Source organism: Tateyamaria sp., from assembly GCF_039940735.1.
Classification (GTDB): Bacteria; Pseudomonadota; Alphaproteobacteria; order Rhodobacterales; family Rhodobacteraceae; genus Tateyamaria.
Genome location: NZ_JBDVGB010000036.1, coordinates 1 through 26,500, shown reverse-complemented (window position 1 = coordinate 26,500; position 26,500 = coordinate 1). Strand labels below are relative to the sequence as shown.

The window sequence follows — 26,500 nt, the reverse complement described above, 5'->3', positions numbered from 1 at the left end:
AGGTACGGTTTGCGATTGAGGTTTGGACAGCTTGGAGGCTGTAAGAATGGGAATAACGTCGAAATTCATGCTTGGTTTGGGGCTCGTGTCGTTGATGGCAGGGTCTTCGCTGGCGCAAGAGCAAAGCACAAACCGCGTTGCGGCCAACACAGACTGGAGTGTTTTTGTTGAAGACAATCCGACTGAGTGTTGGGGTGTCGCCACTCCTAAGGAGACGGTGAACACGCGAGAAGGCCGCGTTGTTGCGGCGACGCGGGGCCAAATCCTGTTGATGGTATTTTATCGTCCAAGTGCCGGTGCTCAAGGTCAGGTGGCGTTTACCGGTGGGTATCCGTTTCGGTCTGGGTCGACCGTTAACTTGAATATCAGTGGCAACGAATTTGAACTGTTCACGGACGGCGAATGGGCGTGGCCTGCGACAACTGCGGATGACAGCAAGATCGTGACCGCTATGAAACGCGGGGCTGACGCGGTTGTGACTGGCGTTTCGGGTCGCGGCACGACGACCAAGGACACGTTTTCGTTGCTTGGGTTTACAGCAGCCGTCGATGATGCGGCGGCACGCTGCGGCGGTTAAAGCGCTGTATCTTTTTTCAAACTAACGAGAGTGGCTGTGCAGAGATGCACGGCCGCTTTTACATTTGCGAAGATTGGGACCTGAAAGATCAGGCACTAAATGCGTATTCAATGAAACCCGAAAGGATACTGCCATGGTTACCACCACTGTACACACGCTTGAGTCTGCCCCTGAAGGGTCCAAGCCGTTGCTTGAAGGATCAATTAAAGCATTTGGTCGGCTGCCCAGTTTGCATGCCGTTATGGCGACCAGCCCTGCTTTGTTGGAAGCTTATCAGCAGGTGCACCGTCTTGTGATGAGCGGTACAGAATTCACTCCGGAAGAACGCACAGTTGTATGGATGACTGTTAATGTTGCAAATGCATGCCACTATTGTGTGCCCGCCCACACTGCGATCGCCAAGATGGAAAAGATTGACGACGATGTTGTGAATGCATTGCGCAATGAGACGCCTTTGCCAGAAAAGCTGGAAGCGCTGCGTGCCTTTACTTTGGCCATCCGCGACACCCATGGGCATCCCAGCTCGGATGCTGTCGCAGCCTTTGAGGCGGCAGGTTATGGCGAACGGGCCATTCTGGATGTTATTCTGATTGTTTCTCAGAAAATTATGTCGAACTACACGAATGCGATCTTTGACACACCGACGGATGAAGCATTTGCTGCTTTTGCTTGGAAACCCAAAGCAGTTGCCGCCGAGTAATCGAGCGTTGGGCACTGGGGGCCAACCCCCAGACCCCCGGAGTTTATTTGGCAAGATGAAGAAGGGCGGCCGTTGTGATGGCTGCCCTTTTTATCATTTTGCGCGAATCCTTTTGATCGGCCGCGATTTCCCTATATAGGGGCGCATCACCTTACCATTTGGATTTTATGCCATGGCTAACGCGCCAATCACGCAGGACGTAATGACGATCCCCCGGAAATTGCCGGAGGGGCCTATGAACCTTGTCGGCCTGACACGCGATGCGATGCGGGACGCGTTGATCGCCCAAGGGACGCCGGAAAAACAGGCCAAAATGCGCGTGGGCCAGATTTGGCAATGGATTTACCAATGGGGCGTGCGTGACTTTGCCCTCATGACGAACCTGTCAAAAACATATCGCGCCGAGTTGGCCGAGACTTTTGTCATTGAAATTCCCGAGGTCGTTTCCAAGCAGGTGAGCACTGATGGCACGCGCAAATGGCTGGTGCGTATTGCAGGTGGTCACGAGGTCGAGGTTGTTTACATTCCCGAGGACTCGCGAGGGACGCTGTGTATTTCTTCTCAGGTTGGATGCACGTTGACGTGTTCATTTTGCCATACGGGCACCCAAAAGCTGGTGCGCAATCTGACCGCGGGTGAAATTGTCGGTCAGGTGATGATGGCCCGCGACGATCTTGAGGAGTGGCCCACACCTGGTGATCGCAATGTTGAGACGCGCCTATTGTCCAATATCGTGCTGATGGGCATGGGCGAGCCATTGTACAACTTTGTAAACGTGCGTGACGCGATGAAAATCGCGATGGATGCCGAAGGTATTCAACTGTCGCGCCGTCGCATTACCCTAAGCACCAGCGGTGTGGTGCCAGAGATTGCCCGCACAGCTGAAGAGATCGGATGCCAGTTGGCTGTGTCCTTTCACGCCACCACAGATGAGGTGCGCGATACATTGGTGCCCATCAACAAGCGTTGGAACATCGAGACGCTTTTAGATGCGCTGCGCGCGTATCCTAAAGTTTCCAACTCAGAACGGATCACGTTTGAATATGTGATGTTGCATGGGGTGAACGACAGCGACGAAGATGCACATCGCTTGGTGAGACTGATCGAAGGCATTCCAGCAAAGATTAACTTGATCCCATTTAACGAATGGCCCGGCGCTCCTTACACCCGCAGTTCGAACAACCGCATTCGTGCCTTTTCCGAAATCGTCTATCAGGCCGGCTATGCCAGCCCTGTGCGCAAACCACGTGGCGAAGACATTATGGCAGCTTGCGGCCAGCTAAAGTCCGCAACGGAACGTGCGCGCAAGTCGCGCAAGCAGATCGAAGCCGACGCAGGGTTGTAACCCCACATCGACTGGGGCGTGCCGACCTTGCGTATGACTTGTGGCGGTCGTCAAGCGAAGATGAAATCGGAGTCCGTCAGGGTACCGGAAAAATTTGCCAATTCGATTTCGAACCAATTGCTGTAGGACAGCGTCGTGTCGTTGCCCGTGGTGCTGAGTGAGAATTGATTGAGGGTCGAAAACCCAAAATCCGACACGTCAATGATGTCCAAGCCACTCGTAAAGTCCAGGATTCTGTTGGTTTCGAAAGCGTCTAAACTACCAAACAGGAAAACGTCCGCGCCGCCGCCGCCAGTCATGACGTCGGCCCCATCGCTGCCAAACAACGTGTCGTTTCCGTTACCGCCTGTAAGAACGTCTTCGCCGTAACCTCCGTTCAGTACATCATTGCCCTGACTACCGTACAGGCTGTCATTGCCGTTTCCGCCAAACAAAGAATCGCGTCCGTTCCCACCATAGATACGATCGTTGTCGGTGGAACTGCCGGAATAGTCATCAGCCGTCGAATCCCCGACCAGATAATCTCTGCCTTTTCCGCCGTAGAGTGTGTCACTGCCGCGACCACCGATTAAGCTGTCCTGATCGGTGCCGCCCCCAAGTCGGTCGTCGCCATCGCCGCCATACAGTTCATCTTCATCCCGTTGTCCAAACAGGCTGTCATTTCCATCACCACCGAACAAAGTATCGATGCCGTTGCCACCAAAGATACGGTCGTTGTCGGTCGCATCACCGGAATAATCATCAGCGGTGAGGTCCCCGACCAGATAATCCCTGCCGGAACCGCCATAAATGGTATCACTGCCGTTGGCCCCAATTACGCTATCCAAACCAGCACCACCGGACAGTAGGTCGTTACCCTCGCGCCCGAAAACTTGATCGTCACCCCCGAGTGCGAACACTTCGCTGTTTTGGCCTGTCGCCAATACGGTGTTTGCATCGTCTGTTGCGGTGATCGTTACAACATCGTTTGCGTCCGCAGTGACGGTCCAACCGTCGACACTGTCTGTTGTCCCGTAAATATCTTGAAGGGCCTGCACGTCGAACGTACCCAGCTCGGTTACATAGGGGCGTCCAATATTATAGGTCATCACAGTGTTTGTTTGGTTGTCGACGCTGTCTGCCAGCACAACATTCCCATCATGAGGATGTTGAAGGCCCATGGCGTGACCCAGTTCATGCAAGTTGACCTGATAGCCGTAATCGCCTTCATCCATGCTCATGTAATTGTTGGTGAGGTCCCCACTTCCTGTGTAGGACGATGTCGCCTGAGATATGTTTGCCCAGCCGCCCGCATTGCCACCGGAAGATCCATAGACGTTGATCATCGCGTCGCCTTCGACCTCAACAAAGATCACACCGCTGACGGCTTCGAATTGTTCGGTGACCTGACGAAACAAGTCACGTTGCGCGGCATTATAAGCCCAATAGTCAGTTGCCCCATGTGGATCGACAACGCTTGCGTCGCCCAGTTCATTTGTTTCTGTGAAGGAATATGTGACAACGACCGGCGTTCCAACGTTGGTTAGGCCGTTCCAGCGCAATGAGTCATGGTCCGGATAATACAGAAGAGCAGTGTAGTCTGTCACTTCGGCAGCGGCACCGGGTGTGGGCGAGTCTCCGTCGGTTGCGTCAATACAAGCTGCGCATCCGCATCCTGCTGCGTGGGTGTCGTCGAATGTTCCGTCAGTGTTTGCAGCCATGATGCCCTCGAAAGTTCTGTTCAGCGCACTTTTAATGAGGCAATGCGTCAAAGTTTGGTCAGATTGTGCTGGGTTTAGGAAACTAACTGTTCGCTCGGTAGAAACAAATATTGGACCAGTTTGTGAGCAGATCAGTGAAAATATCAACAGCGGAAAGTGATTTGCGGATCGGGTTCGGTAAATTTGACGGAACTCTGTTCGTCACAATTGATCCCAATAATTTCCAATTCGTGCGCGAATCTCGCCACAGTGGTCCGCAATGGTGAACTCATTAAGCAATTTCAATTCGGAGAGACACCATGTCCATAATCGTTAAACAAGACAGCTTCATCGAAGCGCAGATCATTGACCTAGTCACACGCGAGCGCGGTAAAGCTCTTTCGCGTCGCGAATGGATGCACCGCCTTGCAGGCTACGGCTACAGCATTCGCGAAACGTCTGCGGGTGATATTGTGGAAACACTGCCACACCACGTCGAAGTTTGCGTTTTGCCTGCAGCAATGTCGGCCTGATCCGACACTGCTGCATTGGTGGACGACCGCAGTGCGTTTCTGCTCGCGCCGTGTAACGGATTTACCGTCCTGGAACTTCGCCGCGCTTTTCGGTTGAGCCCCATGTATCAATGATGTCAATCGCCTCTTGGGCGGTATCGACAAAGCGGAACAGGTCAAGATCGTCCTGTGAAATCGTGCCGGCATCTGCCAGCGCATCCCAATTGATGATTTTTTCCCAAAACGCGCGGCCGAATAGCAGGAACGGGACACGCTCCATTCGGCCTGTTTGGATCAGCGTTAGTGCTTCGAACAATTCGTCCAATGTTCCGAACCCACCGGGAAAAACGGTGATGGCCCGCGCTCGCATCAAGAAATGCATTTTGCGGATCGCGAAATAATGGAAGTTAAACGCCAGATCTGGCGTCACATAGGAATTGGGTGCCTGCTCAAACGGCAGCACGATGTTCAGCCCAATTGAGCGTCCGCCGGCCTCATAAGCGCCGCGGTTACCGGCCTCCATCACGCCCGGACCGCCGCCCGTCACAACAACATTTTCTGTGCCACCGCTTTCCATCGACTTCTGGGTCATAAGCTTGGCGAAAATTTGCGCCTCGGTATAGAAATGCGACAGATCAGACAGTGTCTGAGTGCGTGCCTTTTCTTTGTGTTCTGGATCGGGAATGCGCGCGCCGCCGAACATGACAATGGTCGATGCCACATTGGCTTCGTTCATCATCATTTCAGGTTTGAGCAATTCCAGTTGCAGTCGAACGGGGCGCAATTCGTCGCGGCACATAAATTCATCGTCTGCAAAGGCCAGCGCATAGGCGGGCGAACGGGTTTGCGGTGTGTCTGGCGCGCCTTCTACCGCTTTTCGGTCGGTATGGGCGTTTCGGAACGGGCTGTGGCGGTCGTCTTTCATTTCGGTAGCTCCTTCGCTTTGCACAAAGAGGTATCGCGAAGGGCGCCACTTGCCCAGATATGATTGCATGGCGCTACGGATTGTTGTCTAAGCGCGGCGACAAATCAGGGGAGACAACCATGTCTAACGCACAGCTTGAAACTGCCATCGAAGCCGCATGGGACGCCCGTGACACAATCACGTCCGCGACCACTGGCGAAACCCGGGACGCTATCGAAGAAACACTTGCCGCGCTGGATAGCGGCACGCTGCGTGTGGCGGAAAAGCAAGCAAGCGGTGATTGGCATGTGAACCAGTGGGCCAAAAAGGCCGTGCTTTTGGGTTTCCGCATCAAAGACATGGAACAGCAAGATGGCGGCCCGCAAGGCAGTGGCTGGTGGGACAAAGTCGACAGCAAGTTTAAAGGCTGGGGCGATAATCAGTGGAAGGCCGCGGGCTTTCGCGCTGTACCTAACTGTATCGTTCGTAAATCTGCGTTCATCGCGCCCGGCGTGGTCCTGATGCCGTCCTTTGTGAACCTTGGCGCCTACGTGGACGAAGGTACGATGGTCGACACTTGGGCCACTGTTGGGTCCTGCGCACAAATCGGTAAAAACGTGCACCTGTCGGGCGGCGTTGGCATCGGCGGCGTGCTTGAACCTATGCAAGCAGGCCCAACCATCATCGAGGACAACTGCTTTATCGGTGCGCGTTCCGAAGTGGTCGAAGGTTGCATCGTCCGCGAAGGTTCGGTTCTGGGAATGGGTGTTTTCATCGGCCAATCGACCAAGATTGTGGATCGTGAGACAGGTGAATTCACCTATGGCGAAGTCCCTGCCGGCTCTGTCGTTGTTGCAGGGTCGATGCCATCCAAGAACGGCGTGAACCTGTATTGCGCGGTTATTGTGAAAAAGGTCGATGCACAGACTCGTTCCAAAACGTCCATCAACGAGTTGCTGCGTGACTGATAAGGGCAAAAAGCCAAAGAAACCGTCGCGTCAGCAGGTCTTTACCCTTGTGGTGCAGATCGGGCGCAAGGCGGGTGATGGCCTGCCGAAAGACGCCACAGGTGCTGCACTGATGTGCTTTGCCAGTGGTGTGGACGAGGCAGAAGCGGTGCGTGAAACGGTTGCGTTACTTAAGCAGGCCGACACCGCGCCGTTGGATGTTACCGGTTATGGCACCTTGGCAGATCGTGAAGCTGAGGGCCATGAGATCGGCGATGACGAACGTGGTTTGATGCAGCGGGCACTGGATGAGAATTCAGTGATCGTTGCGCAGATGACGCCATTTTTTGGTGACGAACCCGACATTGATGGCGCTTAAGGTCCTGGTCCCTAAGCCGCGCGCTGATCCAGCAACGTGATAGCCTCGAAGGGGCGTAACACTTGATGGTAAGGCTGGGCATGTTCCGGCAGCAATCGGCTTGGTACATCGGCCAAAACACTGGCAGCCAGTTTTTCTTTGTTGCGGCGTAGGCGCCCGACAAAGAGGCTTTCCAATGGGCATCCCGCCGCAATAAGCACCTCGTGACCGGGCAGGACGATCTGCACATACTCAGCGATAGCGCCGGGTGCGACCCACGTGGCTGCATGCCCATTGACCATGTGGCGGGCGGAGACCAGCACAGCCTCTTGTCCGAAAGTGTATTCGACTTCTGATCCTTGCATAACCAACCGTTGTTCTGTCCCGACTATGATGTCCTGCGTCAATCCAAAGTAAGGGGCATGCAGACGGATTGGGGCAAAGCTGCCGCGCGCGGGCAGGCGGTTGAGTACAACATGAAGGACAGGCACGATGTCGCCTGAACCAGTCAGAACAGTATCGCCGCGCCGTAGGTCGCGTGCGGAACGATAACCATCCGGAGTCGCAATTGGGGTCTCTGGGTGCAGCGTGGGCATGGTTCCAATCGGCACAATTTCAGTCGAAAGAGCCGCAAACAGCACGTCTTTGGACAATGTGCGATTGCTATACCCCAGCATTAGATCTCTTAGATCTTTGGTTTTGTGCGGGTACGGGGCGTGCATCACAGTGGTGATGGGACGTGGGCTTTCGGGCTGTTCCAATGCAAGCCGCGCCCACCCTGACGCAACATCCCACGCATACGTCACCCGCACGGTTTGTGCACGCCCTTCGTTAACCAACCTGATTGCCGCGTGGGAGACGTCGCTTTGATGACGTTGTTCCATGGTTATGCCAATGTCGGATGCGCCACGAAACATTATTGAACGGCCACTTCCTTCCTTACCCCCACCGAACAAATCATGTTGGTGCGTGTGCTCAGGAAGATGGGTTTCAAACATCAGTGTTCCGCGATCAAGAACGTCTGGCAAAGTTGAGGGGCTATAATCGCCTGCTAACCCTGAAGGGGCGAACCGTCCATCCGTGTGATCCGTGAGGCCAATCCAGCTCATGCCACGGCCCGCGCTATTGGCAAACAGCCTTTGCCCTTGCGTTTTGCCCCAATAGGGAAATCCGAATTTGAAAACATCGCCTGCTCAACACTTATTCTGAGACAGCGAAGGTGCAGCGCACGCAGATCAAATGCGTGTCAGGTCGTGCAAATTCCCGCACGCCACAGGCCGTACGTTGACGGCGATACTGCTGATGCCCTGCCTCGGGTCATATTATTGCGTTGAGCCTAGCATAGAAATTGACCTGCTGTTAACTAGCTTGATGTGCTAACGCGATGTGATCGCGCCCTTTTCGCCACAACCCAAGAATGGAGATGTCATGGCCTTAGTTGACCCTGTCGCATTGACTGCCGCGCTGGTGCGCTGCGAATCCGTGACGCCTGCGGATGGAGGCGCGTTGGACATCTTGCATGATCTGTTGTCCGAGGCCGGGTTTGACTGTGCATGGGCGGATCGTGGTGGCATCCGAAACCTTTATGCACGTTGGGGTGCCAAAGGGCACGCGCGCAGCTTTGGCTTTAATGGACACACAGATGTGGTGCCTGTGGGCGACGTTGCTGCATGGTCGATGCCGCCCTTCGGGGCTGAAGTCAAAGACGGTGTGATGTACGGGCGCGGCACGACGGATATGAAATCCGGTGTCGCTGCCTTTGCTGCTGCGGCCATCGATTTCGTGCGCGACACGCCCCCCGACGGGGCTGTCATTTTGGCTATCACCGGTGACGAGGAAGGCGACGCAACCGACGGCACCACCGCGTTGCTTGAATACATGGATAAGACGGGCGAAGCGATGAGCGTTTGCCTTGTTGGTGAACCAACCTGTCCTGAAACAATGGGCGAGATGATCAAGATCGGGCGCCGTGGGTCGATGACGGCATGGCTCACGGTGACAGGGGTTCAGGGGCATTCGGCCTATCCGCACCGGGCCAACAATCCGCTGCCGCCGCTGATGCGTTTGATGAACCAACTGGCGGGGCATGAGTTGGATCAGGGCAACGATCATTTTGATGCCTCGACTCTTGCGATCGTCACTGTCGATACAGGCAATCCGGCCACCAATGTGATCCCCGCGCAGGCCCGCGCCACCGTCAACATCCGCTTTAACGACATCCACAGCGGCGAAGGCCTGACGGCGTGGCTCACTGCGCAGGCTGATGCGGTTGCTTCCGAATATGGCGTGAAAATTGATATGAAGATCAAAGTGTCGGGCGAGAGTTTTCTGACCCCTCCGGGTGCTTTGTCTGACCTTGTGGCACGCGCCGTTCGCGATGAAACAGGGATCGACCCTGTGCTTAGCACGAGCGGTGGCACCTCTGATGCGCGCTTTGTTAAAAACCACTGTCCTGTGGTCGAATTCGGTCTCGTAGGCCAATCGATGCACAAGGTGGATGAACATGTGCGTGTCGATCATATCGGACAGCTAAAGGCGGTCTATAGCCGTATTTTGCGAGACTATTTCGCATGAATTGGTTGATTTCACAGACGGATGACCTTGCCACGTGTCATGCGTTGCGGCGTATCGTTTTTATTGAAGAACAAAACGTAAGCGAGGCCGAAGAGGTAGATGGCCGTGATGGCGAAGCGTTTCATGTTCTGGCGACTGTGGATGGCAAGGCGTTGGGGTGCGCTCGTATCCTGATCGCAGAAGGTGTCGCCAAGATTGGCCGCGTTTGTGTGTTGAAACAGGCGCGTGGCACTGGATTGGGAGCGGCGATTATTGAATCCTGTTTAGATGTCGCAAGGGAGCAACCCGGCGTCACCAAGGCCAAGTTGGGTGCACAGACCCATGCGCTCGCTTTCTATGAAAAACTGGGATTTACCGCGTTTGGTCCTGTCTACGACGACGCTGGCATCCCGCATCGCGACATGGAACGCACTTTGTGAAGCCAACCCTTGTTATCATGGTAAAAGTACCGCGCCCTGGACGTGTTAAAACCCGGTTGGGCCGCGATGTCGGAATGACAACCGCTGCGTGGTGGTTCCGCCATCAAGTCGCGCGGCTTTTGCGTCGGATCGAAGACCCGCGATGGCATGTTGTGTTGGCTGTCGCCCCCGACATTGAGGGGATGACGACTCGTTGTTTTCCACAGCATTTCATGCGCTGGCCGCAAGGGGGTGGTGATTTGGGTGACCGGATGATCCGCGCAATGCGTCGCGCTGGGGGGCCGGTTTGCGTCATCGGCGCTGATATACCGGGCATCACGCGCCGCCATATTGCCAAAGGGTTTGCTGCCCTCGGGGATCATGACGCCGTGTTTGGGCCGGCCCCTGATGGGGGTTTTTGGTTGATAGGAACCAAGTTAGGCTCTGTTTTGCGACCCAAAATGTTGAAGGATGCCCGTTGGTCGACCGAACACGCACTTGCGGACACTCGCGCGGCATTTACCGGGAAAAAGATCGCGTTGGTCGCGACTTTGGCTGATGTGGATACAATCGACGATTTGCCATGACGCCATTAGGCGCGCGTGTTACCTGATGGTGCATGAACCGTATTCCGACCAAGCCCGAAATCCTCGATTGGATTGCCAACAATCCGACCCTTACGGCGAAACGTGACATCGCCAAAGCCTTTGGCATCAAGGGGGCTGCGCGGATTGATCTGAAGCGCATCCTTAAGGAATTGGCCGAAGAAGGGCACCTTGAGAAGCGCAAGAAAACCTATCAAGACCCTGATCGCCTGCCGCCTGTCAGTGTGCTTATGGTCTCTGGCCCGGATGATGATGGTGATCTGTTTGCGCGTCCGATGGAGTGGCATGGCACGGGCGTCGAACCGCGTGTTTTTGTGATCCCGCGGGCTGCTGATCCGGCGCTGGGCGCAGGGGATCGCATCCTTGCGCGACTTACTTTGGTCAAGGCTGACGATCACCATTACGAGGCGCGGTTGATCCGTCGTATCGGCACCAATCCGGCGCGGGTGCTGGGTGTTTTCCGTAAATCTGCCGAAGGCGGTCGTATCTTGCCGGTGAACAAAGGCAATCACAACGAATGGTCCGTCGCGTCCGATGCCACAGGTGGCGCCAAGGATGGCGAATTGGTCGAGGCCGAACAGGCCGGGCCCAAAACGCGCATCGGATTGCAGCGCGCACGCGTGGTCGAACGCCTTGGTAATCCCGGCGCACCCAAGGCCGTTTCGCTGATCGCAATTCACGAACATAACATCCCTGACACTTTCCCCGATGCCGTCGTGGCAGAAGCCGACGCGCAAAAGCCGATGGGTTTAAAAGGGCGCACCGACCTGCGCGACATGCCGTTGATCACCATCGACCCGTGGGATGCGCGCGACCATGATGATGCATGCTATGCCCATGCTGACGATGATCCAAAGAACAAAGGCGGGCACGTCATTTGGGTCGCGATTGCTGATGTTGCCGCGGCTGTGACACCCGGATCAGAGCTGGATCGCGAGGCGAAAAAACGGGGTAACTCGACCTACTTCCCAGATCGTGTGGTGCCTATGCTGCCGGATCGGCTGTCGGGCGATTTATGTTCTTTGCACGAAGGTGTGCCGCGCGCTTGCATTGCGGTACGCATGCAAATCGATGCTCAGGGTCAAAAAATCGCGCATGACTTTCATCGCGGTTTGATGCAATCGCCCGCGTCCTTGAATTACGAGGAAGTTCAAGCAGCCATTGACGGCACACCAAATGATCGCACTGCGCCCTTGTTAGAGCCTGTTTTGCGCCCGCTTTATGCTGCCTATGCGGCGCTACTTGAGGCGCGCAATCTGCGCCAACCGCTTGAGTTGGACCTGCCCGAAAGACAGATCGTTCTAAGTGAAGATGGCGTCGTATCGTCGGTGAATTTCAAGGATCGCCTTGATGCGCACAAATTGATCGAAGAATTCATGGTTCTGGCCAACGTGGCTGCCGCCGAGACACTTGTGGCGAAAAAGTCAGCTTTGCTGTTTCGTAATCACGAAGAACCCGCACCTGAAAAACTGGAAAGCTTGCGAGAGGTCGCACAGGCCGCCGGGTTGAATTTGGCCAAAGGGCAAGTCCTGAAAACGGCGCATTTGAACCGCCTGCTCTCACAGGCCCAAGACAGCGACGATGCCGAATTGATCAACCTTTCGACGTTGCGGTCGATGACTCAAGCCTATTACGGACCCGTCAACTTTGGGCACTTTGGACTTGCCTTGAAAAACTATGCACACTTCACTTCGCCCATTCGACGGTATGCCGACCTGATCGTGCACCGCGCCCTGATTGCGGCTCATGGATGGGGCAAAGATGGCCTGCGCGCCGACGACGCCGAGGCGCTGGAAAAAACGGGCACGCATATCTCGGATACTGAGCGGCGGTCGATGGCTGCGGAGCGCGATACAACAGATCGCTATCTGGCAGCCTATCTGAGCGAGCGCGTCGGTGACGAGATGGAGGGACGCATTGCGGGAATCGCCAAGTTCGGGATCTTTGTCAAACTGGATGATAGCGGCGCGGATGGTCTGGTGCCAATGCGCGCGATTGGGGCGGAATATTTCCATTTCGATCGCGAGACAAACACCCTTTTAGGGTCTGATACTGGGTTGACCATCAGCATTGGACAACGCGCAACCGTCCGATTGGCCGAAGCGACACCCGTCACTGGGGGCATCACGTTGGATCTGTTGTCACTGGATGGCAAATCACTGCCCAAAGGGCGCGGCGGTCCGGCAGGGCGCAGTCCTCGGCGTAAAGCCGTCAAATCCAAGCGGCGCAATGATAAGACAAAGCGCAAGGTGAGCCGCACACGTTGAGTTAACTGCTGACGGAATCTGTCAGCACTCGTGCTATGATGCTTTATGACCCGCACACACCGCCTGTTCCAACTTATGCAAACTTTTCGCCGCATGACACCGCCCATCACGGCGCAGTCTTTGGCTTACGAGATGGATGTGTCGTTACGGACGATTTACCGCGATGTGGATGAATTGCGCGGCCTTGGGGCGATTATCGACGGCGAGGCCGGATTTGGCTTTACCCTAATCGAAGACGCGACCTTACCTCCATTGGGATTCGAGAATGACGAGCTGGAGGCGCTGGTTCTTGGCTTGCGCGAGGTAGCTGCGATTGCAGACCCTGTGTTGGCCAAAGCGGCGACTACTGCGTTGTCCAAAATACAGGCGCGTGTTCCCCCAAAACAGGCACACCGTCTGAAACATGCCGTCCTAGATGCCCGCCGGTTTTGGAGCCCGGAACCGCCTCGTATTGATGCGGCGGTGTTGCGGCAAGCGACATGGGATGAACTTAGCGTGCGCTTTGCCTATGCGGATGGCAAAGGCAATCAAACCGAACGCACAGTGAAACCGTTGGGCATTGTTTACATGGACAACAGCAATGTGTTGCTGGCGTGGTGTCACTTGCGACAAGACTTTCGCATGTTCCGACTGGATCGTATGGATGATTTGAATGTGACCGATGATAGCTTTCGACCTCATCGCGTTTCGCTTTTGCGCGACTACATGGCACGCATACGTGCGGAAAAACATATTGTGGCAAAGGATCGCGCGACCGAACACTGACACCTTTCACGATAGGTCAATTGTTGCTAAGTTGGAAACAACGCGGGAACAGCGAACATGAGGCATACTATGCGGTGGGCAGTCACCTTGGGGGCCATTGGCGGCACTCTGATCCTAGGACAAATAGCGAGCGCGCAGACCATATCAGGGTCTACGCGGCCCGAATTGCGGCCAAGCCAAGACGAGGTTTCGCGGGCGGGTCCGGCACCCCTTTTGGGGTTAGACCTTGCCCCAGTTTTACGCCCACTTTTGCGCCCGACCACCGTGGCCGAACGTGCGCCGGTTTCAACCAATGAGGCTGGATTTAATGGTTGGATAGATCAGTTTCGCAGCCGTGCGCGTGCGCAAGGTATTGATGCGAACACATTCGATCGTGCCTTTCGCGGTGTGACATATGATGCGGAAGTGATCCGGTTGGATGGAAACCAATCAGAGTTTTCTAAAACGATTTGGCAATATCTGGACAGCGCGGTTTCTGACGGCCGTGTCACAAATGGTAGGGCTGCGGTGCGTGATCATGAACGTACTCTTGATGCGATTGAGGCCCAGTATGGCGTCGAAAAAGAAGTCGTTGTGGCGGTTTGGGGTCTTGAAACCAACTATGGGTCTTTTCGCGGTGGCAGTGATGTAGTGCGCAGCCTTGCGACGTTGGCCTATGATGGGCGACGCGGCGCATTCTTTGAAGAGCAGTTGGTTGCAGCCCTGCGGATCTTGCAAAATGGCGATACCAGCCCGCGCAATATGACAGGGTCTTGGGCCGGGGCGATGGGGCATACGCAGTTTATTCCGACATCCTATCTGGAATATGCGGTGGATTTCACCGGCGATGGCAAGCGTGATATCTGGTCCGATGATCCGACAGACGCGTTGGCGTCGACCGCTGCCTATTTGGCAAAGTTTGGGTGGACAAAGGGGCAGCCGTGGGGCGTTGAAGTGAAACTTCCAAGTGGTTTCGACTATGCCAGTGCCAGCCGCAAGGTCGAACGCACGCCAGCGCAATGGGCGCGATTGGGTGTTGTTGGTGTCAATGGGCAGACCATTGCGAACCATGGCCCTGCGTCGATTCTGTTGCCAGCGGGCAGTCAGGGTGCGGCATTTATGATCTTTAAGAACTTCAGTGTGATCGAACGATATAATGCAGCCGATGCCTATGTGATCGGTGTTGGTCACCTCAGTGGCCGGATCGCAGGCGGGCCGCCCATTGCCGCGAACTGGCCACGCAGTGACCGCGCGCTAAAATCATCCGAACGCAAAGAGCTGCAACAACGTCTGACGGCGGCTGGTTTTAATACCGAAGGTGTCGACGGGCGGATCGGCCCTAAGACCCAAGAGGCCGTCCGCGGGTATCAACGCGCGAACGGTTTGATTGCCGACGGGTATTCATCCCTTAGCTTGCTAAATCGTCTGCGCTAGGTTGAAGCTGCGCCTCGGACGTTGCTGCCATTCGGCACGACAAATGATTAGCCGGGTGACATTCCGCGCAATCGTTCGCTGCGACGACGCAGCAATTCGACCGTGGTTAGCAACCCAATAGAGATGACCACCAAAATTGTCGCGACGGCCAAAATCGTTGGGCTGATCTGTTCGCGCAAGCCGATGAACATTTGCCACGGAAGGGTCTTTTGACTGGCGGAGCCAACAAACAGCACCACAACCACTTCGTCAAAACTGGTGATAAAGGCGAATAACCCGCCTGAAATCACGCCGGGCAAGATCAGCGGCATTTGCACCCGAAAGAACGTGGTGACCGGGCCTGCACCCATGTTGGCAGCTGCCCGCGTTAACGAGCGATCAAAACCAACAAGCGTCGCAGTCACGGTGATGATCACAAACGGGATGCCAAGTACGGCGTGCGCAAGAATGACTTTAACATAGCCGACGAAATCTTTGCCCAGCCCAAGGGTGTTTTCCATCCAGTTGCCAAGAGACGAATAGAAAAAGAACATGCCTGTCGCTGATATGATCAACGGGACAATCATCGGCGAAATCAGAATGGCCATGATCGTACCCTTGAATGGTACGTGGCTTTGGCTGAGGCCAATGGCTGCAAGAGTGCCAAGGCTGACTGATATGATCGTGGCGATGGGTGCGATGATCAGCGAGTTCTTCATCGCCAGCTGCCATTGTGGGTTGGTAAAAAAGTCTTCGTAGTGTTTGAGCGAATAGCCCGCCGGGTCGAGCCGCAACATTTCAGGCGTGAAGGTAAAGAAATCCTGCGCATTAAAGGACAGTGGCATGACCACCACGATGGGCGCCACAAGGAAGAAAAAGATCAACCCGCAAATGACGCGAAAGCTGTAATACCAGATCCGTTGACCCAGCGTGGCATAAGGAGGAAGGCCCATAATTCGTTATCCCAGCTTCACGTTGTCGATGCCCACGATCTTGTCGTACGCCCAATATAGCACCAGCACAGCCGCCAGCAGGATCGTCCCCAATGCAGCCGCAAGACCCCAGTTGAGAGATGATGAAATGTGGTAGGCAATCCGGTTTGAGATGAACACGCCCTTGGTTCCGCCCATGATTTCAGGGGTGATATAGTACCCAATGGCAAGGATGAACACGAGGATCGAACCAGCCCCAATACCCGGAATGGACTGCGGAAAGTAGACGCGCCAAAATGCTGTCCAGTTTGTCGCGCCCAGTGATTTGGCCGCGCGCAGATAGGTCGGTTGGATCGTTTGCATCACCGAATACATCGGCAATATCATGAACGGTAGCAGGATATGCGTCATCGACACGATGGTGCCCGTTTCATTGTGCATCAGTTGCAGCCTGTTGTCGTCTGCGACCAGCCCGATCCAGACCAAAACTTCGTTGATAACCCCTTGTTGTTGCAACATCACTTTCCACGCCGATGTGCGCACCAAGAGCGAGGTCCAGAACGGCAAAAGCACAAGAATCAAAAGCAGGTTCGACGTACGCATTGGCAAGTTCGCCAGCAACCACGCGATGGGATATCCAAGCGCGATGCAAGAGAACATGATCAGGAGTGACATCCAGATCGTGCGTCCAAACAACGTGAGCAGGACCTGTTTGTTTTCCGGCTGCCAAGCCACGCCATCAGACGTTTTTTGTGCATCAATTGCATTCAGAAAATAGCCCTGTGTGAATTTGTTGGCATGGGTTTGCAAGGTTGTCCAAGGACCCATGGTCGCCCAGTCTTCGTCGATGTCTGCAAAAGCAGTTTTGAAATCCGGGTTTGGCAGATCAGCGGCTTGGGCCTCGCGTAAAAGATCAGCGCCGGGGCCGTCATAGCCAGACAGATCAGCCGTTTGCAGATCAGCGACAAGGGCGGTAGGGGCGTCTTCCCATGGGTCGCGTGTTGCTGGGTCACGCCCGTCTTGGGTCGCGACAAAGACTGCCCAAGCGGAATAGACCTGTGCTGTTTTAGGCAACAGCGTGACCATTTCAGCCCGTGGCATGAAGTTAACCGAACCATCGGTGTTGTTGCTGGTCAAACGTGCGATGCGTTCGCGTTGGGCAGCCAAAAGATCCGTGTCGGCCTGCACCGCATCGGTGCCCGCGTCGAAAATAGCATACCACGTCTCGCCGTCTTTCCAGGCCGGGTTCAGCGCTTCGAGAGGTTTTTGGATATCCTTACCTAAGTCATCCAGCTTGCGCCCGCTTTGACGAAAAAGCGATGACATGCCTGTGGTTTCATAGTTCAATCGCGAGCCAAGGCGCGTGTGACGCTTTGCTTCGGCAGCAAGGAACATGTCAAAATACATCGCCTCAAAGACGGCGTCATCAGGCAGTTCGCCTGTTGTGGCATCCCATGAGGCCAGTGCGACGATGGTGTTGGGCAGTGTATTTTGAACAATCTCGTTCTCGACAGAACGGAACAACATCGATGTGATGGGCACAATAAAGGTAATGACCACAAAGATCAGAAGCGGTGCGATCAACGCCAGCGCGCGCAGCTTTTGGCGGCGCAGGGCGCGGGCAAGACTGCGCTTGAGGGGGGTGCCATCGGCGGCAAGCATTGCTTCGGCCATGGTTCTTAGGTCCCTTCGACAACAATGATAGTGCTGGAGGCGGTGCGGTGCCGGATTTTGGCAACCTCTTGGTATTCGGGGTCGTTATAGGCAGCGAGGGCGGCCTTATAAGACGGAAATTCAAAAATGACGTGCCGGTTGTGTTGTTCGCCTTCCATCACTTGCGACTGGCCGCCGCGTACGATGGGAACGGCGCCCAAGCCCAACAGGATCGGCGTGTCCTTTTCGACGTACTCCTTGTACGCGTCAGGATCATTCACTGTGATGTGGCCGATGATGTAACCTTTGGGCATTCATCTCTCCGGGTCTTTGGGTGGCAAGGCGACAGGCGTATCGCCTTGCCAGTATTTTTTATGAGGTAAGGCGGAGTTAACTCCGCCTTACGATCTTATTGAGCCAACCACGCTTGGAATTTAGCGTCGATGTCGTCGCGGTAGTCCGCCCAGAACTCGTAGTTATAAAGGAACGTGTTCGCAGCGTTGTTCGGATCGGTCGGCATGTGTGGCGCCATGTCGATGCCAAGCGACGCGTGCTTACCGACCAGTGGGGCCGAAGATGCGCGCGCAGGACCATACGAGATGTATTTGGCCTGATCTGCAAGGCGTTGTGTGTCTGTCGCGAACTTGATGAAGTCCCGTGCGCGTGCTTCACGCTCGGGGCTCAGGCCGGCTGGGATGATCCAACCGTCAAGGTCAAACACTTGCGCGTCCCACAGCATGCCGATGGGTTGATCCTGCTCTTCGATGGCGGCGAACAAACGACCGTTGTAGGTCGAGCCCATGATGACTTCGCCATCTGCCAACAATTGGGGCGTGTCCGCACCAGCTGACCACCAGATTACGTCGTCTTTGATGGTGTCGAGTTTGGCCAGTGCCTGGTCTTGACCTTCTTCGGTCGCCAGAACGTCGTACACATCGCCTTTGGCAACGCCGTCACACAGCAAAGCCCATTCCATGTTGTTGATGGGGCGCTTTTCCAGCGAGCGTTTGCCGGGGTACGCATCTGTGTCGAACACGGCACAGACTTCGGTGGGTGCTGTGTCGCCAACCAGATCAGTGCGATAACCAAATGTGGTCGAATACACGATTTGTGGGATAAAGCAGTCGCTGACCAGCAGATCGCCAAAATCGTCTGCGGCGGATGTGCCATCAGGTGCAGCTGCCAGATCTTCCTCGGGGTCGATTTCCAGCGCGAGACCTTCGTCGCACAGGCGGATCGCGTCCGCAGCCACAACGTCAACGACGTCCCATGTGACATTGCCGGCTTCGTTCATGGCACGTAGTTTGGCCACGGCTTCGGCCGAGCTTTCGTCCCAAACAGCTGTAACGCCGCCGTTTGCTTCGAGGTATGGCGCAACATAAGCGTTTTGTTGGCTGGACTGGTATGCACCGCCCCAGCTGACAAGTGTCATGTCGCTGGCCAAGTGGCCGTCAGCAAATGCAGTTCCCGATGCGACGGTCAGTGCCGTTGTTGCGAGAAAGGTTTTTGCGAGTTTCATAGTAGTACTCCCATTGTTATAGCCCGTAACTTGAGTGTTGAAGGTCAGGCATCGGGCTTCGCCCAACCTTCTTGACATGCTCAGGCGTCCAGCGCCCTGCAATCATCTGCCATCCACCCGATTTCGATTTGTTCGCCCGGCTTCAGGCGCACTTGATCGGGTGCGTTGCGAGTTTTGATTACGAAGTCATCGCTTCCGGCAACGCGCAAACGCGTGCGGAAAATATCACCCATATAGATGAATTCGAGAACTTCGGCTTTTAGCGTGTGCGCATCAGGGTTAAGGCGCGTTTTGTCCATTTCGACCCGTTCGGGGCGGATTGATACACGGGTGCGTTGCCCTTTTTCCGTCACGTTGATCGGTTTGGCGTCGATCAAGCTGCCGTCTTCAAGACGGACGATGCAGGTGTCGCCTTTGATTTCTTCGACGACGCCCATCAATGTATTATTTTCGCCAATGAACTGAGCTACGAAACTGTTTTGCGGTTCTTCATACAGTGTATCCGGCGCGGCTAGTTGTTGGATGCGACCATCGTCAAAAACGGCAACACGATCGGACATGGTCAGCGCTTCGGTCTGGTCGTGAGTCACGTAGACTGTTGTGATGCCTAGATCATGGGCCAGTCGCGTGATCTCGAATTGCAACGTTTCGCGCAACTGTTTGTCGAGCGCGCCAAGCGGTTCATCCATCAACACCAACTCGGGTTCAAATACCAAGGCGCGCGACAGGGCGATGCGCTGTTGCTGGCCACCCGACAGTTGCGCAGGGCGTCGCCCGGCAAAGTCTTGCATCTGCACCATGCCCAGCGCGCGCATCACTTTTTCTTCGCGTTCAGATTTCCCGATCTTGCGGACTTCCAGCGGAAAGGACAGGTTTTCCGCAACGGTCATGTGCGGAAATAGGGCATAGTTCTGAAACACCATGCCGATGCCGCGCTTATGTGGCGGAATGTTGTTGATGGAGACACCTTTAAGGCGGATGTCGCCATGTGTGGCTGTTTCAAAGCCCGCCAGCATCATTAGGCAAGTCGTTTTGCCAGACCCCGAGGGGCCAAGCATCGTCAGAAACTCTCCCTTTGGCATGGAAAGGTTCAAGTCTTTGACGACAAGGTTTTCGCCATCGTAACTTTTCTGCACGCGCTCGAATTCGACGAACGCCTGATCAGTCGCATTATCGGCCAAAAGAGGCTCCCCATTGTGGTGCTTTTACGTCGGCACTCTGGAACGCAGTAGAACGCCCCTGCCGCTGCATTGCAACCATGTACTGGGTAACAGGTTCTTTTGTTGAAACAATCCGCACATTGTGACCAAGATCGTCGCGATTTTCATCTTCGTCGCAATGGTCTTGGTCGGAGGTATCGGGTTCGGCCTGATGCGCAGCGGGATCGAACGGACATGCCAGCAAGCGGCTGTGCGGTCTTAAATCAGGTTTTGATCTTTCATTTGTGCATAGCATTCGTCCAGCGCAGTGCGAGCGCGTTTGCCTAGCTCTTTGATGTCTTCCGGAGTGACGACCAAAGGTGGCGAGATGACCATGCGGTCGTAAACATGTCGCATCACCAGATTGTTGGCAAAGCAGCGTTCGCGGCACATGAATCCCGCGGTGCCCGGTTCCATGTCAAACTTGGCGCGACTTCCCTTGTTGGGTGTCAGGGCCAGCGACCCCATCATACCGACAATCGTCGTTTCGCCAACCAAAGGATGATCGGACAGCCCGTGCCACATTTCATGCAGGGCAGGTGCAGCAACGTTTTGCACATGCCCAATCACGTTTTCTTCCTCAAGAATACGCAGATTTTCCAGTGCGACGGCACAGGCCACGGGATGGCCCGAATAGGTGTAGCCGTGGTTAAATTCGCCCGAGCCGATCACCTCGGCCACTTCGTCACAAACGACTGATCCGCCGATGGGTTGGTAGCCCGAGGACAAACCCTTGGCGATGGTCATGATATGGGGCTTGATGTCCAGTGTTTGGCTTCCGAACCAATTGCCGGTGCGGCCAAAACCACAGATGACTTCATCTGCAATCAGCAGGATTTCGTATTTGTCGCAGATGCGTTGAATTTCTGGCCAGTAGGTATCGGGCGGAATGATCACGCCGCCTGCGCCTTGGATGGGTTCGGCGATAAAGGCCGCGACGCGGTCTTCGCCTTGTTCAAGAATCGCTTGTTCCAGTTCCTGAGCGCGGGCCAAGCCAAAGGCATCGCGGTCCATGTCACCACCTTCAGCCCACCAATTCGGTTCATTGATGTGAAGAATATCGGGAATTGGCAACCCGCCTTGGGCGTGCATCGGCGCCATGCCACCAAGCGACCCTGATCCTACGGACGATCCGTGATACGCGTTCTTTCGACTGATGATGATCGACTTGGTTGGTTTGCCCTTTGTCGCCCAATAGGTGCGCACCATGCGGATATTGGTGTCGTTCGCCTCGGACCCTGATCCAGCAAAAAACACATGGTTCAAATCACCCGGCGCAAGTTCTGCAATCTTGGCAGCCAAGGCGATGACTGGCGCATGAGAGGTCATAAAAAACGTATTATAATAGGGTAGTTCGCGCATTTGGCGGGCGGCTGCGTCGGCCAGTTCATCGCGACCGTAACCGATATTGACGCACCACAGCCCGGCCATGGCATCAAGGATTTTGTTTCCTTCACTGTCGTGCAGATACACGCCCTTGGCACGTGTGATAATGCGGGTGCCCTTTTCTGCCAATTCGGCATTGGCGGAAAAAGGGTGCATATGGTGCGCAGCATCCAGGGCTTGAAGCTCGGCGGTGGGCAAGTGGTTGGTGATGGCGGGCATGGAGACCTCGGTGTTGGAGAATATGCCGAGAATATGAGCAAAGCCCGCGCCGTCAATGATGCATATGCGATGATGCTGGACGGCTGGCATAAAACTTGATTTCATGCACTTCGACCCGGCAAACGGGCAACTTACGGGAGTACACCATGAAACAATTGATGCTGAGTACGACGGCTGTCGTTGCCCTCGCGGGTGCGGCGTTCGCCGAAGAAGTGCGCGTATATAACTGGTCCGACTATATCGACGAAGAGTTGCTGACCAAGTTCGAAGAAGAAACCGGGATCGAACTCATCTACGATGTGTTTGACAGCAATGAAGTGCTGGAAACCAAAATGCTGGCGGGGTCTTCGGGCTATGACGTTGTGGTGCCATCGGGCACTTTCCTGCAACGTCAAATTACGGCGGGCGCGTTTCAGAAGCTGGATAAGTCCAAGCTGCCAAACATAGAAAACATGTGGGACGTGATTTCTGATCGTGTGTCGAAATATGACCCCGGCAACGAATATGCGATCAACTACATGTGGGGCACCACTGGTATTGGCGTGAACGTCGATAAGGTCAAAGAAGCGCTGGGCGATGATGCCCCGCTAGATTCGTTGGCGCTGGTTTTTGATCCGGCCAACATGGAAAAGCTAAAATCTTGCGGTGTGCATATTTTGGACGCTCCGGCAGAACTGATCCCGGCGGCTTTGGCCTATGTGGGTGAAAATCCAGATGCGCAAGACGCCGAAACCATCGAAAAAGCCGAACCGGTTCTAGCGACCATTGCGCCATTTGTGCAGAAATTCCATAGTTCCGAATACATCAATGCATTGGCCAATGGCGATATCTGCGTGGCCATCGGCTGGTCCGGAGACGTCCTGCAAGCCCGCGATCGTGCGGCTGAAGCAGACAATGGTGTGAACATTGAATATTACGCACCCTCAGAGGGCGCATTGATGTGGTTTGATAACATGGCCATCCCGGTGGATGCACCAAATCCAGAAGCAGCGCACACGTTCCTGAACTTTATTATGGACGCGCAGAATATGGCGGCGGCATCGAACTACGTCTATTACGCCAACGGCAACCTCGCGAGCCAAGAATTTCTTGAGGAAGACGTGATTGACGACACTGCGATCTATCCTGACGCGGCGACGCTGGAAAACCTGTACACCACCACACCCTATGACGCCCGCACTCAGCGGACAGTCACGCGCATGTGGACGAAAGTGAAATCCGGCACCTAAGCTTGAACCCTGGGCGCGGGGGTTTCTCCTCGCGCCCGACCTATTTTGATCGGATACCTCTTTGGCAGAGACTGTTTTCGCCCCCTGGGATGACCCGGAACAGAAACCCTTGATCCGGTTTCGCAACGTGACCAAACGCTTTGGCGATTTTACGGCCATCGACGATCTGACGCTCGATATTTATGCTCAGGAGTTCTTCGCTCTTCTGGGCCCTTCGGGTTGCGGTAAGACCACAATGATGCGGATGCTGGCGGGTTTTGAAAATCCGACCTCTGGCACAATTGAATTGGCGGGCAGCGACATTGTGCACGTGCCGCCGAACAAGCGGGCCGTGAACATGATGTTCCAGTCTTATGCGCTGTTTCCGCATCTGTCCGTTTGGGATAACATTGCCTTTGGGTTGCGCCGCGAAAGCAATGATAAGGCCGCGATTTCTGCCCGCGTCGAAGAGATGTTGAAGCTGACTCGGTTGGAAAAATTCGCGCGCCGCAAACCGCATCAAATTTCGGGGGGTCAACGCCAGCGCGTTGCACTTGCCCGATCTTTGGCCAAAGCGCCCAAACTGTTGTTGCTGGACGAACCTTTGGGCGCGTTGGACGCCAAGCTGCGCGAGGCGACGCAGTTCGAACTGATGGACATTCAGGAAAAGACCGGCACGACCTTTGTGATTGTGACCCACGATCAAGAAGAAGCGATGACCGTCGCCAGCCGTGTTGCCGTCATGGACGAGGGGCAGATCATTCAAGTCGCAACACCTACGCAAATCTATGAAGCTCCGAATTCTGCCTATGTGGCTGACTTCATTGGTGATGTGACATTGATTGAAGGAACGGCGCGCATGCGCAGTCAACCTGCGCCTATTGAGCTGGATGTGAAAGATGAAAAACCAAAGCGCGGTCCGCAGCCGAACGCACTTGGTCTTTGGTTGCACGACAAGGTGCTGGCGCCTGTCATCGGGCCGCGTAAAGATATTGTGCGGCAATTGCCGCCCCCGACGCCGGAAGAAACAAGCGATGTTCCAACGCTAGACGTGCCATCCGGAGGCGTTGAAATCCTGTGGGCAGAAGGAGAACCGCCGTTGATTGTGGTCGACGCTGATCCAGCGCTGGACGGTCAACAGGTCAAACTGGCATTGCGCCCAGAGAAGATCGGAATATCGAAAACAAAGCCACAAGCGGTGAACGCGTTAAAAGGAAAGGTGATCGACATTGCCTATCTTGGGAACTTGTCGACCTATCATGTCGAGTTGGCGGGTGGCACGATGATCAAGGCGCAAACGGCAAACACGCGTCGCGTTGCGCGCCGGGACATCACGTGGGAGGACGACGTCTGGGTCAGTTGGTCGGGCACGGCTGGGGTGCTGTTGGACAAATGAGGCGCGCATTCCTCATAGCGGTTCCTTATGCATGGCTGTTCGCGCTGTTTTTGATCCCGTTCGCGGTCGTATTAAAGATTTCGCTGTCCGATATTGCTTTGGCAATTCCGCCTTATACGCCGACGTCCAAAGATGGCATTTGGACGATGCTGTCGCAGTTGGATTTCGAAAATTTCATCTTCCTGACTGAGGATGATTTGTATTGGAAAGCTTACCTAAGTTCGCTTCAAATCGCCCTTATCTCGACTGTTCTAACGCTCGCGGTTGGGTATCCTATGGCCTATGCTATGGCCCGCGCGCCGGATCAGTGGCGGCCGACGCTTTTGATGTTGGTGATCTTGCCATTCTGGACCTCATTCCTGATCCGCGTTTACGCATGGGTCGGGATACTTTCGGGCGAGGGGTTCTTGAACCAGTTTCTGATTTGGATCGGCTTGATCAACGAACCGCTGACAATTCTAAATACAGACACTGCTGTCTTTATCGGCATCGTATACACGTACTTGCCGTTTATGATTCTGCCGATCTTTTCCGCACTTGATCGGATGGACGGATCTTTGATCGAAGCGGCCGAGGATCTTGGCTGTTCTCGTATGAAAGCGTTTTGGTTGGTGACGGTTCCACTTTCGAAAAACGGTATTATCGCGGGTTGCTTTTTGGTTTTCATCCCGGCGCTGGGTGAATTTGTGATCCCGTCATTGCTGGGTGGATCCGGTACGCTGATGATCGGCAAGGTGCTGTTCGAAGAGTTCTTTTCCAATCGCGACTGGCCGGTGGCATCGGCCGTGGCCGTTATACTTCTGCTGATCCTGATCATCCCTATCGTACTGTTCCAGCGCAACGAACAACGTCAGGCGGAGGCAGAGAAATGAACCGTCTTAATCCCTTTAATGTGGTGTCGCTGACGCTAGGGTTCGCGTTTCTATACCTGCCCATGGTGATCCTTGTCATTTACAGCTTCAACGCGTCAAAGCTGGTGACGGTTTGGGCGGGATTTTCGACGAAGTGGTACGGTGAACTACTGTCAAACGAAGCGTTCTTGGACGCTGCGTGGGTGACTTTACGCGTTGCCGTCATTTCGTCCACGATCGCTACGGTGCTAGGCACTATGGCCGCCTATGTTTTGGTGCGGGGTGGGCGGTTTTACGGGCGAACGTTGTTTTCGGGCATGATCTATGCGCCGCTTGTTATGCCGGAAGTCATCACTGGCCTGTCTTTGTTGTTACTGTTTATCGGTCTGGGAATGGACCGTGGCGTGCTGACGATCGTGCTGGCGCATACTACTTTTTCTATGTGTTTCGTGTCTGTTGTCGTGTCGTCCCGCTTGATCAGCTTTGATCAATCTCTGGAAGAAGCAGCGCTTGATCTGGGGGCTTCCGCGTTCACAGCGTTTCGTCTGGTTACATTGCCGATTATCGCACCGGCTGTGTTTTCCGGCTGGCTGCTGGCGTTCACGCTTAGCTTGGACGATCTTGTGATTGCGTCTTTTACCTCAGGTCCTTCTGCGACGACGTTGCCGATGAAAATATGGTCTTCTGTACGGCTAGGGGTAAGCCCGGAGATCAACGCTTTGAGCACGATCTTGATCGGTTTGGTCACGATAGGTGTTATCGCGGCATCACTGGCCAGCAAACACGCGGCCTTGCGGACGAAACGAGATGAGCAAGCCGCCGCGCGCGCGCAATGATACGGATCTTTTCCGACTACGCTTATGGTCCCGGTCCTCGTGACGGATGTTGGTGGGATGAAACCGCCCAAATTGAATCGAACCCAGTTCTTTTGGGGGAAGAAATCTGCGACGTCGTGATCGTGGGGGGCGGGTTTACTGGGCTATCCGCAGCCTATCACCTTGGGCAAACTGGCGCTTCGGTTGTTGTGGTCGAGGCCAATTCGATAGGCTGGGGCGCTTCGGGGCGGAACGGTGGATTTTGTTGTCTGGGCGGTGGGATGGCGTCAGATGCCGCC

At 54.9% G+C, this 26,500-nt stretch carries 26 protein-coding genes and 1 pseudogene; 18 read left to right on the top strand and 9 right to left on the bottom strand.

The genetic code is table 11. The features are described 5' to 3' along the window. Nucleotides 1-46: 46 nt before the first annotated feature. The 3 genes from ABJF76_RS06595 to rlmN all read left to right on the top strand — a co-directional run bounded on the left by ABJF76_RS06595 (nt 47) and on the right by rlmN (nt 2,622). A complete protein-coding gene (locus ABJF76_RS06595) occupies nt 47-577 on the top strand; it encodes an invasion associated locus B family protein (protein ID WP_413819043.1) in 531 nt (176 codons plus the stop codon). 133 nt (nt 578-710) lie between these two features. Continuing rightward, nucleotides 711-1,277, top strand: a complete 567-nt coding sequence (locus ABJF76_RS06590; protein WP_413819044.1) for a carboxymuconolactone decarboxylase family protein — start codon at nt 711-713, stop codon at nt 1,275-1,277. Between the two features lie 172 nt (nt 1,278-1,449). Next, nucleotides 1,450-2,622, top strand: coding sequence for a 23S rRNA (adenine(2503)-C(2))-methyltransferase RlmN (rlmN, locus tag ABJF76_RS06585; RefSeq protein ID WP_413819045.1), 1,173 nt, complete (start codon nt 1,450-1,452; stop codon nt 2,620-2,622). 50 nt (nt 2,623-2,672) lie between these two features. On the opposite strand, the gene ABJF76_RS06580 is transcribed toward rlmN, so the two are convergent. Continuing rightward, a complete protein-coding gene (locus tag ABJF76_RS06580) occupies nt 2,673-4,322 on the bottom strand; it encodes a type I secretion protein (protein WP_413819046.1) in 1,650 nt (549 codons plus the stop codon). 299 nt (nt 4,323-4,621) lie between these two features. Between ABJF76_RS06580 and ABJF76_RS06575 the strand changes: the two genes are divergently transcribed. Then, complete coding sequence (locus ABJF76_RS06575; RefSeq protein ID WP_413819047.1) at nt 4,622-4,834, top strand: hypothetical protein; 213 nt, start codon at nt 4,622-4,624, stop codon at nt 4,832-4,834. A 61-nt stretch (nt 4,835-4,895) separates the two neighbouring features. Here the strand turns inward: ABJF76_RS06575 and ABJF76_RS06570 are convergent, their stop codons facing one another. Then, nucleotides 4,896-5,738 (bottom strand): TIGR00730 family Rossman fold protein, encoded by an 843-nt coding sequence (locus ABJF76_RS06570; RefSeq protein WP_413819048.1) that lies wholly within the window; start codon nt 5,736-5,738, stop codon nt 4,896-4,898. A gap of 119 nt (nt 5,739-5,857) precedes the next feature. Between ABJF76_RS06570 and dapD the strand changes: the two genes are divergently transcribed. Both dapD and ABJF76_RS06560 read left to right on the top strand, forming a co-directional pair. Then, on the top strand, nt 5,858-6,685 hold the full coding sequence (gene dapD / locus ABJF76_RS06565; RefSeq protein WP_413819049.1) for a 2,3,4,5-tetrahydropyridine-2,6-dicarboxylate N-succinyltransferase: 828 nt from the start codon (nt 5,858-5,860) through the stop codon (nt 6,683-6,685). After that, nucleotides 6,678-7,043 carry a hypothetical protein gene (locus tag ABJF76_RS06560; RefSeq protein WP_413819050.1) on the top strand — a complete coding sequence of 122 codons (366 nt, stop codon included), beginning with the start codon at nt 6,678-6,680 and terminating at the stop codon, nt 7,041-7,043. Before dapD ends, ABJF76_RS06560 begins: the two co-directional genes overlap by 8 nt. Before the next feature lie 11 nt (nt 7,044-7,054). Here ABJF76_RS06560 and ABJF76_RS06555 read toward each other — a convergent pair whose 3' ends face one another. Beyond that, entirely contained in the window at nt 7,055-8,131 is a 1,077-nt protein-coding gene (locus tag ABJF76_RS06555; RefSeq protein ID WP_413819051.1) for a Hint domain-containing protein, read from the bottom strand. 319 nt (nt 8,132-8,450) lie between these two features. On the opposite strand from ABJF76_RS06555, the gene dapE reads away from it, so the two are divergent. The 6 genes from dapE to ABJF76_RS06525 are packed head-to-tail and all read left to right on the top strand — an operon-like array spanning nt 8,451 to nt 15,044. After that, nucleotides 8,451-9,596, top strand: coding sequence for a succinyl-diaminopimelate desuccinylase (gene dapE / locus ABJF76_RS06550; RefSeq protein ID WP_413819052.1), 1,146 nt, complete (start codon nt 8,451-8,453; stop codon nt 9,594-9,596). Next, nucleotides 9,593-10,015, top strand: coding sequence for a GNAT family N-acetyltransferase (locus tag ABJF76_RS06545; RefSeq protein WP_413819053.1), 423 nt, complete (start codon nt 9,593-9,595; stop codon nt 10,013-10,015). The genes dapE and ABJF76_RS06545 overlap by 4 nt, the downstream gene beginning before the upstream one ends. Further along, nucleotides 10,012-10,581 (top strand): TIGR04282 family arsenosugar biosynthesis glycosyltransferase, encoded by a 570-nt coding sequence (locus tag ABJF76_RS06540; RefSeq protein ID WP_413819054.1) that lies wholly within the window; start codon nt 10,012-10,014, stop codon nt 10,579-10,581. Before ABJF76_RS06545 ends, ABJF76_RS06540 begins: the two co-directional genes overlap by 4 nt. A gap of 32 nt (nt 10,582-10,613) precedes the next feature. Then, nucleotides 10,614-12,866, top strand: a complete 2,253-nt coding sequence (gene rnr, locus ABJF76_RS06535; RefSeq protein ID WP_413819055.1) for a ribonuclease R — start codon at nt 10,614-10,616, stop codon at nt 12,864-12,866. A gap of 45 nt (nt 12,867-12,911) precedes the next feature. Beyond that, nucleotides 12,912-13,631, top strand: a complete 720-nt coding sequence (locus ABJF76_RS06530; protein ID WP_413819056.1) for a helix-turn-helix transcriptional regulator — start codon at nt 12,912-12,914, stop codon at nt 13,629-13,631. A 57-nt stretch (nt 13,632-13,688) separates the two neighbouring features. Beyond that, nucleotides 13,689-15,044 (top strand): lytic murein transglycosylase, encoded by a 1,356-nt coding sequence (locus ABJF76_RS06525; protein ID WP_413819057.1) that lies wholly within the window; start codon nt 13,689-13,691, stop codon nt 15,042-15,044. Between the two features lie 47 nt (nt 15,045-15,091). Here ABJF76_RS06525 and ABJF76_RS06520 read toward each other — a convergent pair. The 6 genes and pseudogenes from ABJF76_RS06520 to ABJF76_RS06495 all read right to left on the bottom strand — a co-directional run. Beyond that, a pseudogene (locus ABJF76_RS06520) lies at nt 15,092-15,970 on the bottom strand (ABC transporter permease); the annotation flags it as partial. A 12-nt stretch (nt 15,971-15,982) separates the two neighbouring features. Continuing rightward, on the bottom strand, nt 15,983-17,629 hold the full coding sequence (locus tag ABJF76_RS06515; protein WP_413819058.1) for an ABC transporter permease: 1,647 nt from the start codon (nt 17,627-17,629) through the stop codon (nt 15,983-15,985). Nucleotides 17,630-17,634: 5 nt separating this feature from the next. After that, nucleotides 17,635-17,922 (bottom strand): DUF1330 domain-containing protein, encoded by a 288-nt coding sequence (locus tag ABJF76_RS06510; RefSeq protein ID WP_413819059.1) that lies wholly within the window; start codon nt 17,920-17,922, stop codon nt 17,635-17,637. Between the two features lie 95 nt (nt 17,923-18,017). Next, entirely contained in the window at nt 18,018-19,127 is a 1,110-nt protein-coding gene (locus ABJF76_RS06505; RefSeq protein ID WP_413819060.1) for an extracellular solute-binding protein, read from the bottom strand. An 80-nt stretch (nt 19,128-19,207) separates the two neighbouring features. Next, nucleotides 19,208-20,308: an ABC transporter ATP-binding protein gene (locus ABJF76_RS06500; RefSeq protein ID WP_413819061.1), complete on the bottom strand. Its 1,101-nt coding sequence runs from the start codon at nt 20,306-20,308 to the stop codon at nt 19,208-19,210. 237 nt (nt 20,309-20,545) lie between these two features. Then, nucleotides 20,546-21,931 (bottom strand): aspartate aminotransferase family protein, encoded by a 1,386-nt coding sequence (locus tag ABJF76_RS06495; RefSeq protein WP_413819062.1) that lies wholly within the window; start codon nt 21,929-21,931, stop codon nt 20,546-20,548. On the opposite strand from ABJF76_RS06495, the gene ABJF76_RS06490 reads away from it, so the two are divergent. From ABJF76_RS06490 to ABJF76_RS06465, 6 genes are all read left to right on the top strand, one after another. Continuing rightward, nucleotides 21,869-22,030, top strand: a complete 162-nt coding sequence (locus ABJF76_RS06490; protein WP_413819252.1) for a hypothetical protein — start codon at nt 21,869-21,871, stop codon at nt 22,028-22,030. The two genes, ABJF76_RS06495 and ABJF76_RS06490, sit on opposite strands and share 63 nt — an antisense overlap. A gap of 47 nt (nt 22,031-22,077) precedes the next feature. Then, a complete protein-coding gene (locus ABJF76_RS06485; RefSeq protein WP_413819063.1) occupies nt 22,078-23,160 on the top strand; it encodes a polyamine ABC transporter substrate-binding protein in 1,083 nt (360 codons plus the stop codon). A gap of 61 nt (nt 23,161-23,221) precedes the next feature. After that, a complete protein-coding gene (locus tag ABJF76_RS06480; RefSeq protein ID WP_413819064.1) occupies nt 23,222-24,535 on the top strand; it encodes an ABC transporter ATP-binding protein in 1,314 nt (437 codons plus the stop codon). Beyond that, nucleotides 24,532-25,407: an ABC transporter permease subunit gene (locus ABJF76_RS06475; protein ID WP_413819065.1), complete on the top strand. Its 876-nt coding sequence runs from the start codon at nt 24,532-24,534 to the stop codon at nt 25,405-25,407. The genes ABJF76_RS06480 and ABJF76_RS06475 overlap by 4 nt, the downstream gene beginning before the upstream one ends. Beyond that, nucleotides 25,404-26,222, top strand: a complete 819-nt coding sequence (locus ABJF76_RS06470; RefSeq protein ID WP_413819066.1) for an ABC transporter permease — start codon at nt 25,404-25,406, stop codon at nt 26,220-26,222. The genes ABJF76_RS06475 and ABJF76_RS06470 overlap by 4 nt, the downstream gene beginning before the upstream one ends. Continuing rightward, nucleotides 26,219-26,500: FAD-binding oxidoreductase (locus ABJF76_RS06465; RefSeq protein WP_413822543.1), on the top strand; the 282-nt coding region annotated here is incomplete at its 3' end. The genes ABJF76_RS06470 and ABJF76_RS06465, both read left to right, overlap by 4 nt.

Excerpts from the sequence above, each read along its gene's own strand:
- ABJF76_RS06510 (WP_413819059.1), bottom strand. The coding sequence starts at position 17,922 with ATGCCCAAAGGTTACATCATCGGCCACATCACAGTGAATGATCCTGAC.
- ABJF76_RS06530 (WP_413819056.1), top strand. The coding sequence starts at position 12,912 with ATGACCCGCACACACCGCCTGTTCCAACTTATGCAAACTTTTCGCCGC.
- ABJF76_RS06575 (WP_413819047.1), top strand. The coding sequence starts at position 4,622 with ATGTCCATAATCGTTAAACAAGACAGCTTCATCGAAGCGCAGATCATT.
- ABJF76_RS06475 (WP_413819065.1), top strand. The coding sequence starts at position 24,532 with ATGAGGCGCGCATTCCTCATAGCGGTTCCTTATGCATGGCTGTTCGCG.
- ABJF76_RS06505 (WP_413819060.1), bottom strand. The coding sequence starts at position 19,127 with ATGAAACTCGCAAAAACCTTTCTCGCAACAACGGCACTGACCGTCGCA.
- ABJF76_RS06595 (WP_413819043.1), top strand. The coding sequence starts at position 47 with ATGGGAATAACGTCGAAATTCATGCTTGGTTTGGGGCTCGTGTCGTTG.
- ABJF76_RS06590 (WP_413819044.1), top strand. The coding sequence starts at position 711 with ATGGTTACCACCACTGTACACACGCTTGAGTCTGCCCCTGAAGGGTCC.
- ABJF76_RS06555 (WP_413819051.1), bottom strand. The coding sequence starts at position 8,131 with ATGAGCTGGATTGGCCTCACGGATCACACGGATGGACGGTTCGCCCCT.
- ABJF76_RS06545 (WP_413819053.1), top strand. The coding sequence starts at position 9,593 with ATGAATTGGTTGATTTCACAGACGGATGACCTTGCCACGTGTCATGCG.
- dapD (WP_413819049.1), top strand. The coding sequence starts at position 5,858 with ATGTCTAACGCACAGCTTGAAACTGCCATCGAAGCCGCATGGGACGCC.
- dapE (WP_413819052.1), top strand. The coding sequence starts at position 8,451 with ATGGCCTTAGTTGACCCTGTCGCATTGACTGCCGCGCTGGTGCGCTGC.
- ABJF76_RS06470 (WP_413819066.1), top strand. The coding sequence starts at position 25,404 with ATGAACCGTCTTAATCCCTTTAATGTGGTGTCGCTGACGCTAGGGTTC.
- ABJF76_RS06495 (WP_413819062.1), bottom strand. The coding sequence starts at position 21,931 with ATGCCCGCCATCACCAACCACTTGCCCACCGCCGAGCTTCAAGCCCTG.
- ABJF76_RS06525 (WP_413819057.1), top strand. The coding sequence starts at position 13,689 with ATGAGGCATACTATGCGGTGGGCAGTCACCTTGGGGGCCATTGGCGGC.
- rlmN (WP_413819045.1), top strand. The coding sequence starts at position 1,450 with ATGGCTAACGCGCCAATCACGCAGGACGTAATGACGATCCCCCGGAAA.
- ABJF76_RS06490 (WP_413819252.1), top strand. The coding sequence starts at position 21,869 with ATGGTGCGCAGCATCCAGGGCTTGAAGCTCGGCGGTGGGCAAGTGGTT.
- rnr (WP_413819055.1), top strand. The coding sequence starts at position 10,614 with ATGAACCGTATTCCGACCAAGCCCGAAATCCTCGATTGGATTGCCAAC.
- ABJF76_RS06485 (WP_413819063.1), top strand. The coding sequence starts at position 22,078 with ATGAAACAATTGATGCTGAGTACGACGGCTGTCGTTGCCCTCGCGGGT.
- ABJF76_RS06570 (WP_413819048.1), bottom strand. The coding sequence starts at position 5,738 with ATGAAAGACGACCGCCACAGCCCGTTCCGAAACGCCCATACCGACCGA.
- ABJF76_RS06580 (WP_413819046.1), bottom strand. The coding sequence starts at position 4,322 with ATGGCTGCAAACACTGACGGAACATTCGACGACACCCACGCAGCAGGA.
- ABJF76_RS06515 (WP_413819058.1), bottom strand. The coding sequence starts at position 17,629 with ATGGCCGAAGCAATGCTTGCCGCCGATGGCACCCCCCTCAAGCGCAGT.